The sequence below is a fragment of the Mucilaginibacter sp. P4_E8 genome, from assembly GCF_056401495.1.
In genome coordinates, this window is sequence record NZ_JBFUJG010000107.1 from 1 (window position 1) to 17,741 (window position 17,741).

Consider the following 17,741-nt stretch of genomic DNA (forward strand, 5'->3'; position numbering starts at 1 on the left):
ACTAAGGGAGATCCCAGCCCTGCTGATTCATTAAAATATACGCTATAACCTAACGTAGCCATTTGAGGCATAAACCAGTTTTCAAAATTATTTTCAGAAAACTCTTGTAACCCAAAAACATCCGGCGTATTGTCTACAATTATTTGACGGATATTGCCTTGCCGTTGCTCCATGGTTTGCGGGTCCGAAGCACTATTACCCCTGACATTAAACGACATTACTTTGATCTGATCGGTACTTGTTAATGCTGATGTGCGTAACGGGGAAGAAGAGGAAGTTGGAGTTGCGGGTTCAATTGCTTTTCTTAATTCTGTCTTCTTGCATGCTGCGAAACATAAAATAACTGCTAAGAAAAAAAATGTTTTCTCCAATATACCGGGTATATGGTAACGGGGAGCATGATTTTTAAACAGCACTTCTTTAATGCTGTTTTGGTTTAGGTTTGGTTTTTTCATATTGATTGGTTTGATTGGTGGCTTTTTTATTCAGGTTGCAATTTGCCCGTCTGTTTATTAAAAACACGCTAATAATTGTTGACTGGCAAAATCTCTATCAGTATTAATTTAGCATGAAAGCAACTCAGTATTCTTGATATAATCCTGCCATAGCATTTTCACACCTTTTAGTTTTTGAAATAAAATGATTATTAATTAAAGTTTATAAAATTCTAATGTAATTATTTTTAATAAAAAAAAACTATATGAAAGTAATTTGTTAATACTTTGAAAGTTTTCCCAAATTAAAAAGGGTGTAACAATCAACAATTAAGAAAATGTTAACCTTTATAACCCATACTATATTTTTATTTCACAGGTATATTACTTCCAGCCCCAAAATGAAAATATAAGGCCGGGAGAAATCTATAGAGGGAAGGACCCCGAACCATTTTTGAATGATTTGAAGGATTGATACATAATTTTTTAGTTAATAGCAAACCGATAGGTAGTGCTTCGGTTTCCCAGCCAAACAGCCGTTCATAGAGTTTGCGGAAGTAATTAGCCCGGCGTTTTACTTTTTTTAAATGAATTTATGCAATCGATTGAGTAATTTGCTATTTTGCGTCGTATTAAGGGATTACTTATGTTAAATGCTGTAACATGAAGTAGCTGCCCTTGATCTGATAAACCAAATTATAACCTAATCAAATGTATCTTTTTAAGTATCCCGCTGTAAACTTTAGCAGTAAAAGCTTTTTAACGCTGATAGCTTGCCTTATGTGGTGCCCGGCACTTATGGCACAAACCACCGTGCCGCTAAATGATCTTTCTTTTTTTCAGGATCCATCACCCAACTGGAAACTTGCAGCTAATGTACAGGCCGACCTGCTACAGGATGAGGTATTAAGCACTTCAGATGGCACAGGGATCTTAGTAAATCTGCCCGATAAGAAAGGGGCAAAGGATCTGTACACCAAATCTGTTTATGGTGATGCTGACCTTGAGCTTGATTATATGATGGCTAAAGGATCAAACTCGGGCATCTATTTACAAGGCCGTTATGAAATTCAGTTGTTGGATAGTTGGGGAACTGTAAACCCAAAATCAGGAGATAATGGTGGTATTTATGAACGCTGGGACGAAAGTAAACCCGATGGGCAAAAAGGTTATGACGGTCATGCACCAAGACAAAATGCCAGCCGTGCGCCGGGATTATGGCAACACATCAGGATCTCGTTCCAGGCGCCGCGTTTTGATAATAAGGGACAAAAGACAAGCAATGCAAAAATATTGTACCTATGGTTAAATGGGGTTTTAATCCAGGATAATGTGGAGCTGGCCGGGCCAACCCGTGGGGCTTTTGACAATAAGGAAGACGTATCGGGCCCTTTACGCCTGCAGGGCGATCATGGCGCAGTGGCCTTTAAAAATATCAGCATTACCAGTTTTGATAAACCGAACCCCACCTTATCTAATTTAAAATACAGCATATATGAAGGCAGTTTTGCTGCTGAACCTGATTATAAGAACTTAAAACCCGTTACAGAAGGCAATGCGTCGATATTGTCATCAAATCAGGGGAAATTAACGAATGATTTTTTAATGCACTATACCGGCACTATCAAAATAACAGAAGCCGGTGAATATACATTTAAACTGAGTGTTCCCGGCGGTAAGGGTGCTCTGCGTATTAGCCAGAAAACGGTGATACCCATAGCCGAAAACAAAGGTACTGGCAAAATAAGCCTGCAACCTGGCGAACTGCCAGTTGACCTTTTTTATGCCAAAACTGTCGACTGGGCTAAACCGGCTTTAGGGCTTATAGTTGCCGGACCGGGTATTCGCGAGTATTTGCTGACCGATGCCAATGTAAGTTCAAACGATCCGATTGACCCCATTCTGATTAATGCTACTGCCAATACCATTCTGCGGAGTTTTACTGATTTGCCTGGTGGTATCAGGGTAACACATGGCGTAAATGTAGGTAGTACGGAACAGGTACATTATACCTATGATCTGGATAAAGGAATGATAGTGCAGGTTTGGCGCGGCGGTTTTTTGGATGCCACACCCATGTGGCATGAAAGGGGCGATGGCTCATCGCTTCCCGCAGGGTCAGTGCAATATTTGGGTAAACCTGGTCCTGCCATTGAAAAGCTAACCAATACGCAAGCCGGCTGGGCTGCTGATACCGTTGGTACGGGTTATAAACCGAAAGGATATATTTTAGATGGAAACGACAGACCGGCTTTCCGATACATGATCTATGGTTCGTTGGTTAATGATGCCAGTACGGTTTTACMAGAAGGGCAGGGGATTCATCGGGAAGTAACGGTGCAGAACCCCGCGGATAACTTATTTATGCACCTGGCCGATGGTAATACCATTGAGCTGCTTAAAAATGGGTTGTACACAGTTGATAATAAATCCTATTATATCCGGATAGATGATGCCGGCGATGCAAAACCGCTGATCCGTAACGTAGGCGGCAGGCAGGAATTGATTATCCCGATCCAAAAGAAATTAACCTATTCTATCATTTTTTAAGCCGCCTTAGTCATGAATTATACATTAAAACAAATGATAAACAGGTTTTCGTTAATTATACTAAGCGTTGCTATCCTGTTAGCGGGCAGTCAAAAAATTTATGCTCAGGCCGAATCAGCAAAAGAGGATGATTATTTTAAGATCATGAAGATACCTGCTCCCGAAGGTACTATACTGGAGGTGGGCGGTTTGTGTACCTTACCAAACGGTAGTCTTGCCGTAACAACGCGTCGTGGCGATATTTTTATAGTGGAGAACCCAACCAGTCAGCATCCTTATTTTCGCAAGTTCGCGTCGGGACTTCATGAGGTGTTGGGAGCTGCCTATAAGGACGGCGCCTTATATGTTGTGCAACGCGGCGAGCTCACCAAACTGGTTGATACCAATATGGATGGCAAGGCCGATGTTTTTGAAACCATTTATGCATGGCCATTATCCGGTAATTACCATGAATACAGCTTTGGGCCTAAAATAGCCCCCGATGGCTCCTTTTTTGTTACGTTAAACCTCGGCTTTCCGCCGGATTGGTGGCACCCTAAAAGTTTTGTGCCCTGGAGAGGATGGACGTTGAATATTAAAGAAGATGGCACCGTTACCCCCTGGGCGGCAGGTATGCGGTCGCCCTGTGGTATCAGTATGATTGATGGTGAACTCTGGTACAGCGATAACCAGGGTGACTGGGTTGGTTCAGGCAGTATCATGCAGGTTAAAAAGGGTGCCTTTATGGGCCATCCGTCAAGCCTGGTGTGGACGAATTTGCCAAACTCGCCATTAAAGCTTACAGCCGAACAGTTTTTTGCGAAAAACAATCCGCGGCTGGAGTTTGATAAGGCCGGGCAGCCTGTAAAACCACAGGATGTGGYGAATGAAAAGTTTAAAACTGAATTTGAAGCTAAAAAGGAAATTCCCGAACTGCAATTACCCGCTGTTTGGTTGCCGCATGGCATATTGGGTATATCCAACTCCGAAATTGTGAAAATACCTGAAGGGGCTTTCGGGCCGTTTGCAGGCCAGTTATTGGTGTGCGACCAGGGCCAAAGTATGGTCGACCGTATTTTTTTAGAGAAGGTTAACGGCGAATACCAGGGTGCTGCCTGGGCTTTCAGAAGCGGTTTTCAGTCGGGAATTGTACGTTTGGCCTGGCTACCTGATGGTTCGCTGGCAACAGGGGAAACCAATCGTGGATGGGGATCTGCCGGCGAAGCGACCATGGGCTTACAACGCCTGGTGTGGAATAACAAAGTTCCGTTTGAAATGAGGGCCATACGTGCCATGCCCGATGGGTTTGAGATTGAGTTTACCAAACCGGTTGACAAAAAAGTAGCTGCGGATATCGCATCGTATTCGGTAGAAAGTTATATCTATAAGTACCATGGTGTGTACGGAAGCCCGCCGGTAAATACTGCAAAATGCCCGATAACAGGTGTTAAAGTATCAGAAGATGGTTTAAAAGCCAGGTTGATCGTCAATAATTTGCGCAGGTATTATATACATACCATTACACTTAGTGGCATCCGCGATAAAGAAAACTATTTTAACCTGGTGCATCCTATAGCTTATTATACTTTGAATAATATTCCCGAAGGCCAAAAATTGTCGATGGCAGAGGTAAGCACAGTTAATTCAAAAAAAGTAACTAAATCCGCTAATATTAAAAAAGGTTCATCAGCCAAAACAGTGGCTTCTGTTTCGAAAGTAGCTGTTGCAGATAACGCAATTCCAAAATTTGAGGAAGTTAAGCTGCTGCTGGCAAAAAACACCTGTTTATCGTGCCATAACGTGAATAAGCGCCAGGTTGGCCCGGCTTATATTGATGTGGCTAAGCGTAAATACAGTGTAAACGAGCTGATACAACTGATCCGTAATCCAAAACCAGAACACTGGCCCGACTATTCAACCCCAATGCCGCCAATGCCACAGGTTCCTGTGCAGGAAGCCCGCAAAATTGCACTCTGGATCAGGTCGCTTGCTAAATAATTATATTATAAATTTATAATGGCAAATATTAAAGTTACATAGGGTAGTTAAATTTTTAGCTGCACTATGTAACTTTTTCTATAATGAATCTGATTGTGCATTCCTGAAGGTTTGACTATGCAAAAACTTGTAACAATATTGTTCAGTTACCTTACTGTTTATACCGCTAACAAAAATGTTACCTGAATAATAATGTAATAATAAAGGTTTTTATCACTTTCGCTCGTCCTGCTGACACAACCGGAAATTCTTGATCTTTTTTAGAATCCGGGCATCTACATTAACCGAATCATTTATTGGTTTTTTAACTAATATCATCTTCATTTTTTTGGAGGGTGATGAACATGTTTTAGTATGGACAGGAGTCGCGTTTTTTTATTTATTTCTACATTGTTTTGTTTACCGGTGTTTGCCCGGGCTCAAAATAATCACTCAAACAATTTACCACCGGTTGTTCAGCCGGATACCAGCAAGAATATCCTGATCATTCCCCTGAATCCGCATGGTGCAGGGCAAGATAGTTCTGGTCAATTCTTAACACTTCAGCAATGTATTGATTATGCTATGCAGCATCAACCTGCATTAAATAAAGCATTGATCAATGTATCAGTTGCCAAAGCCACCAATGCCATCAATTTGGCTGGCTGGCTCCCGCAGGCCAGTGCCTCCGGTGATCTGATCCATTACATCCAAACCTCCAATAGCTCGGCGGCTATTACAACCGGCGGCACAGTAACACCCGGTGGAACCTCCACGGGCGCGTCAAAAGGGCAATACACCAATACTTTTATACCGGGTGTATCGGTTACGCAGGCATTATTTAACCCCAGTTTGTTATATGCCGCTAAAAGTGCTCCTGTTTTTTTGAAACAAGCGCAACTGGTTACAGACAGTACTAAAATATTTCTGGTTTCAACAGTAAGTAAATCGTTTTATAATGTATTACTCACCCTCGAACAAATTAATGTCCTGAAAGAAGATACCACCCGCCTGGGGAAAAACCTGAGAGATGCTTATCACCAATATAAAGGTGGTATTGTTGACGAAACAGATTATGAACAGGCAGCCATCACCTTAAATAACTCCAGAGCCCAGTTAAAACAGGCAAATGAAAATGTGGTTCCGCAATATGCTGCTTTAAAGCAACTAATGGGCTTTTCGCTCGAAAAAGAGTTTAATGTAAGCTTTGATACCGTACAAATGATAAAAGGTATCTATATAGATACTACACAGCAGTTACAGTATGAAAAGCGGATTGAGTTTCAGCAAATTAAAACAAATAAAGACCTGCAAGGGCAGTTTGTAAATTATTACAGGACCTCGTTTTTACCAACAGTATCCGCGTTTTACAATTATAATCTGGCCTATGAAAATAACAGATTTTCAAACCTATTATCAAACTCCTACCCGAGCTCATTAATAGGCCTGTCGTTTAATATACCCATTTTTACAGGCTTTTCAAGATTGCATAATTTACAAAAGGCCAAATTGCAGCAACAGCTGATAGGGTGGGATGAAGCAGACCTAAAGCTACAAATCAATAAAGAATATACAACAGCTTTAGCCAGTTACAAAGGCAATTTTTATAACCTGCAGCTACTGCAAAAAAATGTAGCCATGGCCAGGCGGGTTTATTTTGTTGTGACTTTACAATATAAACAGGGCATAGTTCCCTATCTAAATGTAATTACTGCCGAATCTAACTTAATTACTTCCGAAATAAGCTATTTAAACGCATTGTTCCAGGTGCTTTCCAGTAAAGTAGACCTGCAAAAAGCTATGGGAAGTATTTCTTATTAATAATATCAAATAAAAACATGCCTCTATGAATAGAGTAATTTTAAGTACCGTTTTAATTAGTTGCCTGGCCGTAACGGCTTGTACAAAAAAGCAACCGCCATCAAATCCTGAGGTACCTGTTAGTTTAGTAAAGTTAAAAACGCGAAACGTTTTATACTATGACAAATATCCGTCAACAACCGCGGCGTTGAGCCAGGTTAGCCTGTTGCCGCAGATACAGGGCGCAATTACGAATATATTTTTTACGGAAGGCACCTATGTTAAAAAAGGACAGAAATTATACGAGATAGATGAGCGTATTTACCGCGACAACTATGATGCTGCGGTTGCTAATCAAAGGGTAGCAGAGGGCAACCTTGCACAGGCCCAACAAGATGCTGACCGGTATGAATATCTGAATAAATATAATGCGGTTGCCAAGCAGCTGTATGACCATGCCATTATTACGCTGCAAAATGCAAAAAGCGCTGTTAAATCGGCCGAAGAAACTGTTAAAACGGCAAAAACTAATTTAAACTACGCTATTGTTACCGCTCCGTTTGATGGAACCATTGGATTTAGCCAGGTAAAGCTGGGCGATGTGGTTACTGCGGGTTCAACGGTATTGAATACTGTTTCAACCAATGATCCTATCGCGGTTGATTTTATCATCAATGAAAAGCAATTATCTCATTTTGAAAAGCTTCAGAGCAGCAAACCGGTTACCGATTCGTTATTCACCATTTTACTGCCTGATAATACATTATACCCTTACACCGGAAAGATCTCGGTGATTGACCGCGCTGTTGATTCGCAAACAGGGGCCATCAGGATACGGCTTGTATTTCCGAATCCTAAAAACAATTTAAGAGTAGGGATGAGTTGTGTGGTAAGGGTGCACAATGAAGAAACCACACCTCAAATGGTATTGCCAAATAAAGCGGTTGTGGAGCAAATGGGCGAATATTTTGTATTTGTTGCGAAAGATAGCGTGATCAATAACCCCAAAGCACAAACAGATACCGGAAGAATAAAACATAAGATGCTGGCATTTCAAAAAAAGGTACAGGTTGGACAAACGATAGGGCCAAACGTAATTATAAAAAGTGGTGTAAACCCTGGCGACAGGATAGTGACCGATGGTGTACAGCTGCTTCATGATGGTTCACAAATTACTACAGCAAACAAAGTGGGTCCATCAGCAGGTGGTAAAGGCGGCCGCGGATAATAAATGATTACACAGGCGCTTCTGTGTTAAGATGAATGATTATATATGATAGCTAATACCTTCATTAAAAGACCCATAACGGCTATAGTTATATCTATTGTACTGGTAATTACCGGTACAGTATGTATCCTGCTTTTGCCGATAGATCAATACCCTGATATTACCCCGCCAATTGTACAGGTAAACGGCCAGTTTACAGGAGCTGATGCGCAAACGGTTGAACAAACAGTAGCCACGCCTATTGAAGAGCAGGTAAATGGTACCCCCGGCATGGAATACATGCAAAGTAACAGTACCAATAACGGGCTGATGTCAATGAATGTAACCTTTAAAATTGGTACCGATATTGATGTTGCCGCGCTTGATGTGCAAAATCGGGTGAGTATTGCCACCCCCTTGTTGCCGGCAGTGGTAAGCCGTTTGGGGTTAACCGTTAGAGCGGTAAATCCAAGTATGCTGATGATGGTTGCCATATATGCACCCAAAAACACGCATAATGTTACTTTTTTGGATAACTATACCAATATTTTTATTCAGGATGCTTTATCACGTGTACCAGGTGTAGGAACTATTAATAGGTTTACTGATGATTTTAGTATGCGTATATGGATGAATCCGGAGAAAATGGCATCATACAGTTTAACCCCTGCCGATGTTATTGCTGCTCTTAATGCGCAAAACGTACAGGTTGCGGCCGGAACGGCTGGTGTACCTCCGCAGTCGTCCAGTCAAACCTATGAGTTAGGCATTTTGGTAAACGGAAGGTTGAGCAAAGTATCTGAGTTTGAAAATATTATTGTTAAAACTATTCCTAAAACCGGAGAGCTGGTTTACCTGAAAGATGTAGCGAGGGTTGAGCTGGGTAAATTTACTTTCTCAAGTAACTCTTTTGTTGATGGTCACAGGGCGTCATACCTGCAAATTTATCAGGCACCTGGCAGCAACGCACTCGAAACAGCTAAGGGGATTTATGATGCATTGGCAAAGTTAAAACAAACCTTCCCTGCCGATGTGGAATACAGCGTTCCATTTGAATCGGTTACGGTTGTGAAGGTGTCTATGCAGGATGTTGTTGGCACGTTGTTAAAAACATTGGGTTTAGTGGCGGTAGTGGTGTTCCTTTTCCTGCAAAACTGGCGTTCTACGTTGATACCTGTTCTTGCAATTCCGGTATCTATTTTTGGTACATTCTGCTTTTTTATCCCCCTGGGCTTTACCATTAATACGCTAACTATGTTTGGTTTTGTGCTGGCCATCGGTATTGTGGTAGATGACGCCATTATTGTTGTAGAAGCGGTACAGCATTATATCGACCATGATAAGATGTCACCCAAGGAAGCTACCTATCAGGCCATGAAAGATATATCGGCGCCGGTTGTGGCTATCGCACTCATTCTGGCAGCTGTGTTTGTTCCGGTTGGTTTTATTCCGGGTATAGTGGGACGTTTATACCAGCAGTTTGCTATCACTATAGCTATATCTGTAATGATATCAGCATTTATAGCATTGTCATTAACTCCTGCGCTTTGTACTTTATTATTAAAACCTACAGACCCAAGCAAACAGAATACAGGATTAAATAAATGGTTTAATAAATTCAATGCCTGGTTTGACCGGGTTACGGCCAAATATACTCATGGTGTAAAAAAGAGCATCCAGGGTTCAAGATACATACTGATCCTGTTACTATGTATTTGTATAGGTACTTACTTTATGTTTCAGGGAAAACCATCGGGGTTTATACCGTCTGAAGATGATGGAAACCTGTATGTTACTTTCCAGTTACCTCCGGCCTCATCAACTGCTGCTTCGGTTGATGCCATGTCAAAGCTGATGCATGTAATTGGGACAACGCCCGGTGTTGCCCATTATGCAGCGCTATCGGGCCTTAACGTGGTTACCAATGCAAGTAACTCCAATAGTGGTACCATTTATTGCCAGCTGGCCCCATGGGATGATCGCACCAAATCAAGCGAACAAGTGCCCGGAATTATAGGTGTATTGAAAAAGCGTATTGCTGATGCCGGTATTAACAATGCCAATGTACAGGTGGTTCAACCGTCACCATTACCTGGTGTAGGTACAACTGTGGGTTTCAGCATGCAAATTGAACAGCGCAGTACAACAGATGATGTGCATGCATTTGAAAAAGTAGTAAATGATTTTGTAGCAGAGGCTAACAAAACGCCTGGGATAGCTAAGGCCAATAGTTATTTTACAGCGCACACCCCCAATGTCAATTTAACTGTCGACCGTGAAAAATGCGAGAAACTCGGCGTTAACATAGCCGATGTATTCACTACTATACAGGCCTATATGGGTAGTTTGTACATTAATGATTTTACAACCTACAACCGCACATTTCACGTAGTAGTACAGGCAGATACTGCATTCCGTACAAATGTATCTGATATGGATAAGTACTATGTGCGTAATCAGGTGGGTACCATGGTGCCGCTTGGAACCCTGATCAGCAATAAGCCAACAGAAGCCGCACCGTTGATATCACATTTTAATATTTTCAGAACTGCTGAAATTGACGGATCCAATGCCCCTGGTTACAGCAGCAGCCAGGCATTAGCTGCACTGCAAAAATTAGCAGCCGAAAAGCTGCCGGAGGGTTATACCTATGAGTTTTCGGGTTTAAGTTATGAAGAACAAAAAGCGGGTTCAACTACTATATATATCTTCATATTCTCAATAACTTTTGTATTCCTTTTCCTGGCAGCGCTGTATGAAAGCTGGTCGGTGCCTTTTTCAGTATTACTTGCGGTGCCTATTGGGGCATTTGGTGCCATATTAGCATTATTGTTGGTTCCCGATCTTACAAACAATGTTTACGCGCAAATAGGTTTAATCACACTTATAGGGCTTGCGGCTAAAAACGCTATCCTGATTGTGGAGTTTGCCAAAGTACGTGTAGACAGGGGAGAAGATCTTTTACAATCAACGTTAGATGCGGTAAGCCTTCGTTTACGTCCAATTATCATGACATCGCTCGCGTTTATTTTAGGTGTATTGCCGCTTGTTTTAGCAACAGGTGCAGGTGCCGTATCCCGAAGAACAATAGGTTATACCGTTCTTGGAGGGATGTTCGCGGCTTCCACCATTGCCATATTTGTTGTCCCTGTGCTATACGTAGTAATTACGCGCTTGTCATACGGTAAGGCCCGTTTGGAGTACCTAAAAGAGCATCATGAAGAGTTGATGGAAAAAGCCAGAAAAGTAGAGGCACAAAATATTGACCCTGAATTAGAATACGAAATCGCAAAATCACGCGATTTAAGTAAACCAGATCATATATGATTGCGAATACATTTATAAAAAGGCCGGTAACTGCAATCGTTATATCTATAGTTTTAATGATTGCTGGTACTATTTGCCTTTTCAATTTATCGGTAGATCAATATCCTAATATATCGCCTCCAAGTGTATCGGTTAATGGGTCATATACAGGGGCCGATGCCGAAACCGTTGAGCAAACTGTAGCCATTCCTATAGAGGAACAAGTTAATGGTACACCGGGTATGGAGTATATGCAAAGTACCAATACCAATAGTGGTGGTATTGGTATGAGGATAACTTTCAATATTGGTACCAATGTACAAATAGCCGCGCTCAATGTGCAAAATCGGGTAGGAATAGCAAAGCCGATACTCCCCGCGGTAGTGAGCAAATTAGGACTAACGGTACGGGCAAGTAATCCCGATCAGTTGATGCTTATTGCTATTTATTCGCCAAAAAAAACGCATAATATAACTTTTCTTGATAATTACACCTCTACGTTTATACAGGATGCCATATTGCGTGTGCCCGGAGTAGGTGATGTAAGTGCACGTACTGATAATTTTAGTATGCGCATTTGGATGAACCCCGAAAAAATGGCATCGTATCATTTAACTCCTGCTGATGTTACAGCTGCTTTAGATGCCCAAAATGTATATGTGGCTGCAGGTTCTGCAGGAGCGCCGCCTCAAAAATCATCGCAATCGCACGAGATAGGTATACTGGTGAACGGCATGATCAACAAGGTACCTGAGTATGAAAAAGTGATCGTAAAAACTATTCCATCAACCGGTCAACTGGTTTATTTAAAAGATGTAGCGCGGATAGAGTTAGGTAAGTTTACCTTTTCAAGCAATGCTTTTGCCGATGGCAATAGGTGCTCCACCATACAGGTTTACCAATCGCCGGGAAGTAATGCGCTGCAAACTGCCGAAAATGTATATGCCGAACTGGCTAAACTTAAAAAATCGTTCCCTGCTGATGTTGACTACACCGTTCCTTTTGAATCAGTAACCATTATTAAGGTTTCCATGCAAGAGGTGATCGGTACTTTGTTAAAAGCGCTGGGCCTGGTTGCTATTGTAGTATTTCTATTTCTGCAAAATTGGCGCTCGTCATTGATCCCTATTTTAGCTATTCCGGTTTCCCTTTTATCCACTTTTTGTTTTTTCATCCCCTTAGGGTTTACCATAAATACCCTTACCATGTTTGGTTTTGTGCTGGCCATAGGAATTGTGGTAGATGATGCCATTATTGTGGTTGAGGCGGTGCAGCATTATATTGATGAAAAGGGAATGTCGCCCAAGGAGGCTACTTATCATGCCATGAAAGAAATTTCTGCACCGGTTGTAGCCATCGCGCTTATTCTGGCTTCGGTATTTGTACCGGTTGGTTTTATTCCCGGCATTGTAGGAAGGTTATATCAGCAGTTTGCCATAACCATTGCTATCTCTGTAATCATATCGGCATTTACTGCATTATCATTAACTCCAGCTTTATGCACATTGCTTTTAAGACCAAGCCACGTAAACAAAAAATCATCCAACTGGCTGGATAAGTTTTTTTATCGTTTTAACGGTTGGTTTGACCGGGTTACTTTTAAATACTCCAATGGCGTAAAAAGAAGTATAAAGAATGCTAAGTTCATAGTAATTATACTGGTGTGTATTTGTGTAGGGACCATCCTTTTATTTAAATCCAAACCATCGGGCTTTGTTCCGTCTGAGGATGGCGGACGCCTTTTTGTAACCTACCAATTACCCGAAGCTTCATCAACAACACAATCGGTTAACGTTATGGAAAAGTTGATGAAGATAGTAGGTTCCACTCCGGGAATACTGCATTATACGGCTATATCAGGTTTTAATATTTTAAACGGCGGAGCAAATTCAAATAATGGTTCCATGTTTTGTATGCTAACGCCGTGGGATGACCGTACCACACCAGAAACACAGGTGGCTGGTATAACCACAGCCATAAAAAAACGAATTGCCAAAGCTGGAATAAAAAATGCTAATGTGGTGGTAATCCAGCCGCCGCCAATCAGAGGTATTGGTCTGGCTGCCGGTTTTAGTATGCAAATTGAGGTAGGTAGCTCTACAGACGATGTGCATGCGTTTGAAAAAACGGTTCAGAAATTTGTGGCCGAAGCAAAAAAAATACCCGCTATATCCACATCCTTCAGTTATTTTTCGGCACATACACCAAGTTTTGAGCTTACTGTTGATAGGGAGAAATGCCAAAAACTTGGGGTAAATATCTCTGATGTGTTTTCAACCATGCAGGCCTATATGGGTAGCCTGTTTGTAAATAACTTTACTTTATATAACCGTACATATCACGTAGTTATTCAGGCTGATACTGCTTATAGGGCGCTGATAACCAATATGAATAAGTATTATGTGCGAAACCAGGCAGGTAATATGGTGCCGCTGGGTAGTATTATTAACTACAAACCTACGGTTGCCGCCCCGCTTATTTCGCATTTTAATATATTCCGTTCGGCAGAGGTTGATGGTGCCATACCCGAAGGCTATAGTAGCGGTCAGTCATTGGATGCTTTAAAAGCATTGGCTGCAAAAGTATTGCCGCGTGGTTATACTTATGAATTTTCGGGACTGAGTTATGAGGAAATAAAAGCAGGGTCAATTACTATATATATATTCCTGTTCTGTATAGTTTTCGTGTTTCTTTTTTTGGCCGCATTGTACGAAAGCTGGTCGGTGCCGTTTTCTGTAATGCTGGCAGTACCTATCAGTGCCTTTGGGGCCATAGTTGCCCTTACAAGCGTTCCGCAACTTACCAATAATGTATATGCGCAGATAGGGCTGATCACGTTGATCGGCTTATCTGCCAAAAATGCCATCCTTATAGTTGAATTTGCCAAGATCAGGGTTGACCGGGGTGAAGAGCTGATCAAGTCAACACTTGAAGCGGTAAGATTGCGTTTAAGGCCAATTATTATGACCTCATTGGCTTTTATCCTGGGCGTGCTGCCGCTTGCACTGGCAACAGGGGCAGGGGCTGCTTCAAGGAACACTATAGGTGTAACCGTTTTAGGGGGAATGATAGCTTCCTCAACCATATCTATATTCATAGTGCCGGTTCTTTTTGTTTTGTTTACCCGTTTCTCCTACGGTAAAAAGCAATTAGCCTGGCTACAGGAACACCATGAAGAGTTGATGGAAAAAGCCAAAAGAGTTGAGGAGCAAAATATTGATCCCGAACTGGAATATGATATCATGCTGGCTCATGCCGAGAATAAAGCATCGCGGGATGAACATGAAAAGGGTAAAGATAAAGAGGATAAAAAGCAGTAATATTAAAATTAAAGTTTATGGAAAGTGTTCAATTAATATCACATAGATTAAGAAGGATCAATTATTTATATAATAAAATGCTTTCAAAGGAACTGTCCGTTTTTAAACTGGATCATCACTTTGAAGTATTGATGGTATTGGCTACCCAGGAAACACCGGTGACGCAAAATAAACTGACAGAGTTATTACAGATTGATAAATCGCGCACGGCGGTAATTGTTTTTGATCTTGAAAAGCGCGGACTTGTGCAAATAAAAATAAATCCCAATGACAGGAGACAACATTATGTTTCTCTTTCCCCGTCGGCTTTAATTTCCATACCGCATATTGAGGTAACCATTCAAAAGATCAATCAGCTGGCAGAGGCTGGCATAGAACAGCAAAAGTTAAGCACCTTTTTTGAAGTATCTCAAATGATCCAGCAAAACCTGGTAAGAATAGGAGTTAAAAACTAACCGCGATTTGTAAGCAAGCCGGCCACCTATGCTGTTCAAATTTACAGGCAGGCAGCCGGCTATAATTCATCACTTCTTTGTGAAGATAGCTTTCGGTAGCATGGCATGTACACCAACATTACCGTCAACCAGTTGTGTAATATCCATATCTACTGCCACACTGCAAAGCATATAAGCATCTGCTTGTGATAGCTTCTTTTCTTCCATCAGATAGCTGATCATTTCGCGTAAAGCAATATGAGTGGCAGCGTTTAAGTCCCTGTCACATCCCATTGTAATAACATGTGTTGCGGTTTCAGCTCTCGGCCAGTGCAGCGTTTGGCCCTTGTGTACAATAAATTCCAGATTGCCTATCAGTGAGGTTTCAATAGCAGTAATGTCTACTTCTCCATTACCCTGGGCGGCATGACCATCACCTATTTCAAAAAGCGCGCCTTTTACATGTACAGGAATAAAAAGTGATGAGCCTGCTACAAGTTCTTTATTGTCGAGATTGCCGCCATGAATCCAAGGCGGAGCACTGTTCCAGCGGCCTGCTTCTTTGGGGGGTGCTACGCCAACGCTTCCAAAAAATGGATGTAATGGAATATCAATGCCATCGGCAAAATGTCCGATCATTTTTTTCTTATCAAGGGTAATCAGCTTCATTTTCCGGTCAAAAATTTCATCAGATAAAAAACCGTTTTGACCAATGGCATTGTATCCGTAAGGTATAGCCAGTTCAATAGAATGAAAGCGTACCTCCAGCACATCGCCCGGTTCGGCGCCCTCAATGTAAATAGGGCCTGTGAGCACATGACCACCGGGACCACGGTCTTTAACGGTTTGCACATCACGCAATTCTTTTTCAACCTGATCTGGAGGAAGACCTGCTGCTTCCAGCCTTTCAGGGTTGGAGGTAAGCAGGGTGTGTACCTTCACGTAATCGCCTGACCGAATGTGGAGTACCGGGGGCATCTCTGACCAGTAACTGCCCCATACCACCGTAGTGGGAGAGGCATTTAATACATGCGGGTTAGAAGCGGATCCTTTTTCCTGTGCCACTGCAGAAAACGAGAATGCGATGCAAACAAGCCCCGCAAATAATTTGAACTGATGTGTAAAAAGCATGATGTAACTTATAATTAACGAGGTAAATTTTATGCCTGTACTTTACTAATATGCTGGTTTCCTGTATACGTGCCATGTGGGCGCCGGCTAAGGAATATGTTAAAGCTGCAAACCGATAACGTTTTAACGTTAATTGCTCTTTTGATTCGTAGCGGCCGCTACCGGGCGTGGTCTTCTTAATACGGAAGGAACCACAGGTAAGCTTTCGTTGCCGCCATCACTAACAGATTGCACAGCAAAAAAATAATTATCCTTAGAGTAAGGTAACTTTATCTCGTTAGCTGTTGTAAAAAACTTTTTTTGCCATACCGGGCTTGTTGTTTCCCTCATCATAACATAATAGCCTTTTACCCTTCCAGTAGCAGGGGCCTTCCAGTTTATACTGGTTGAGTTGCCCAGACCTTCCATAACCAAAGAAACGGTTTGAGGCATGGATGGTGCTTTTGCCAAATTAGCCAGATTAGATAAGTTCAGGGCTGTATTTTTACGTAAGTACTCAAAATCCATATACTCCGGTAAATCTCCATAGCTTATTCCATTTTCTGTACGCACATTTTGGTGCTGGTGATAAAAGTTCTCATTCATTTCGGTTAAACGTACGGCGGCGTATCCATTTTGCTGATAAGGCCCGTGATCGCCCCCGCGCCCAAATCGATCAGGCCGGTAAACCATAAATACCTCCAGGTTATCAACATAACGCTCACCTGTTTCTTTAACGTAACGTGCTAACTGCCGGGAAGCTCCATCGTTTTCTAACCCCATAAAACGTATGGCTGCCGCTTTTTTATCATCAAGTTCAAAAGTTGGTAAACCTTCGCTAAATACCCTGATCTTTGTGTTCTCAATGATGTTGGTTTCGTTGCTGTTATTGCTGCCTATGATATCATTATTTAAAACGGCCTCAATATCCCAGTTGTTCTTTTTGGCATTTGCAGCCATAAAGCCAGAACCCAGCAAGCCTTGTTCTTCGCCGCAAACGGTAACAAATATAATAGTGGCCGGGAATGTTTGCTTACTCATGATCCTTGCGCATTCTAAAACAGCTGCTGATCCGCTGCCATCGTCATTAGCGCCAGGCGAGTCGCCCTCCCTGTCCATCACGTTGGTGCGCATATTATCCATGTGACCGCTTATTACAAATATGCGATGATCGTTCGGATCTGTACCTTTCAGGGTAGCCACTACATTGGTTAATACAACCGGCACATCAATTCTTTTACCATCGGGGTGATAGTTATTGGTATCCAGCTTGGCAGTTAACCTGCCGCCTGATGATTTTGCGAAAGCGTTAAATCTGCTCAGGATCCAATTACGGGCTGCACCAATCCCTCTTTTTGGGTTAGTAGTAGCGCTTAATGTATTGCGTGTGCCAAAGCTTACCAGTTTAATAATATTAGCGTGTAATGAATCGGCAGATACCTCACTTACCATTTTCTCAATTTGCGCGTCTTTTTGAATAATGACCGGTGATTGCGCAAAAGCGTAAGTACAACTGCTTAATGTTATTAAAAGCAATATTAATTTTCTCATGATGTATTTTATAGGCTAAATATAATTATTAAAAAAAGATAGCCACTGCTTAAGCAATAAGCTATCTAAAATG

Annotated in this window: 9 protein-coding genes and 1 pseudogene; 7 read left to right on the forward strand and 3 right to left on the reverse strand. The window is 41.8% G+C overall.

Annotated elements, in window-relative coordinates:
* Window positions 1-455: pseudogene (locus tag AC1DRQ_RS23995) on the reverse strand (hypothetical protein); the annotation flags it as partial.
* 690 nt (window positions 456-1,145) lie between these two features.
* Between AC1DRQ_RS23995 and AC1DRQ_RS24000 the strand changes: the two are divergent.
* The 7 genes from AC1DRQ_RS24000 to AC1DRQ_RS24030 all read left to right on the forward strand — a co-directional run bounded on the left by AC1DRQ_RS24000 (window position 1,146) and on the right by AC1DRQ_RS24030 (window position 15,028).
* Window positions 1,146-2,984: a 3-keto-alpha-glucoside-1,2-lyase-like domain-containing protein gene (locus tag AC1DRQ_RS24000; protein ID WP_477427545.1), complete on the forward strand. Its 1,839-nt coding sequence runs from the start codon at window positions 1,146-1,148 to the stop codon at window positions 2,982-2,984.
* Window positions 2,985-2,996: 12 nt separating this feature from the next.
* Window positions 2,997-4,961 (forward strand): c-type cytochrome, encoded by a 1,965-nt coding sequence (locus tag AC1DRQ_RS24005; RefSeq protein WP_477427547.1) that lies wholly within the window; start codon window positions 2,997-2,999, stop codon window positions 4,959-4,961.
* A gap of 354 nt (window positions 4,962-5,315) precedes the next feature.
* Entirely contained in the window at window positions 5,316-6,761 is a 1,446-nt protein-coding gene (locus AC1DRQ_RS24010) for a TolC family protein (RefSeq protein WP_477427549.1), read from the forward strand.
* Between the two features lie 25 nt (window positions 6,762-6,786).
* A complete protein-coding gene (locus tag AC1DRQ_RS24015; RefSeq protein ID WP_477427551.1) occupies window positions 6,787-7,968 on the forward strand; it encodes an efflux RND transporter periplasmic adaptor subunit in 1,182 nt (393 codons plus the stop codon).
* Between the two features lie 45 nt (window positions 7,969-8,013).
* Window positions 8,014-11,274 (forward strand): efflux RND transporter permease subunit, encoded by a 3,261-nt coding sequence (locus tag AC1DRQ_RS24020; RefSeq protein ID WP_477427553.1) that lies wholly within the window; start codon window positions 8,014-8,016, stop codon window positions 11,272-11,274.
* Window positions 11,271-14,573 (forward strand): efflux RND transporter permease subunit, encoded by a 3,303-nt coding sequence (locus AC1DRQ_RS24025; RefSeq protein WP_477427555.1) that lies wholly within the window; start codon window positions 11,271-11,273, stop codon window positions 14,571-14,573. The genes AC1DRQ_RS24020 and AC1DRQ_RS24025 overlap by 4 nt, the downstream gene beginning before the upstream one ends.
* A 77-nt stretch (window positions 14,574-14,650) precedes the next feature.
* Window positions 14,651-15,028 carry a MarR family winged helix-turn-helix transcriptional regulator gene (locus AC1DRQ_RS24030; RefSeq protein ID WP_477427557.1) on the forward strand — a complete coding sequence of 126 codons (378 nt, stop codon included), beginning with the start codon at window positions 14,651-14,653 and terminating at the stop codon, window positions 15,026-15,028.
* 69 nt (window positions 15,029-15,097) lie between these two features.
* Here AC1DRQ_RS24030 and AC1DRQ_RS24035 read toward each other — a convergent pair whose 3' ends face one another.
* Entirely contained in the window at window positions 15,098-16,138 is a 1,041-nt protein-coding gene (locus tag AC1DRQ_RS24035; RefSeq protein WP_477427559.1) for an acetamidase/formamidase family protein, read from the reverse strand.
* Between the two features lie 129 nt (window positions 16,139-16,267).
* Window positions 16,268-17,668: a M28 family metallopeptidase gene (locus AC1DRQ_RS24040; protein WP_477427561.1), complete on the reverse strand. Its 1,401-nt coding sequence runs from the start codon at window positions 17,666-17,668 to the stop codon at window positions 16,268-16,270.
* Between the last annotated feature and the right edge of the window lie 73 nt (window positions 17,669-17,741).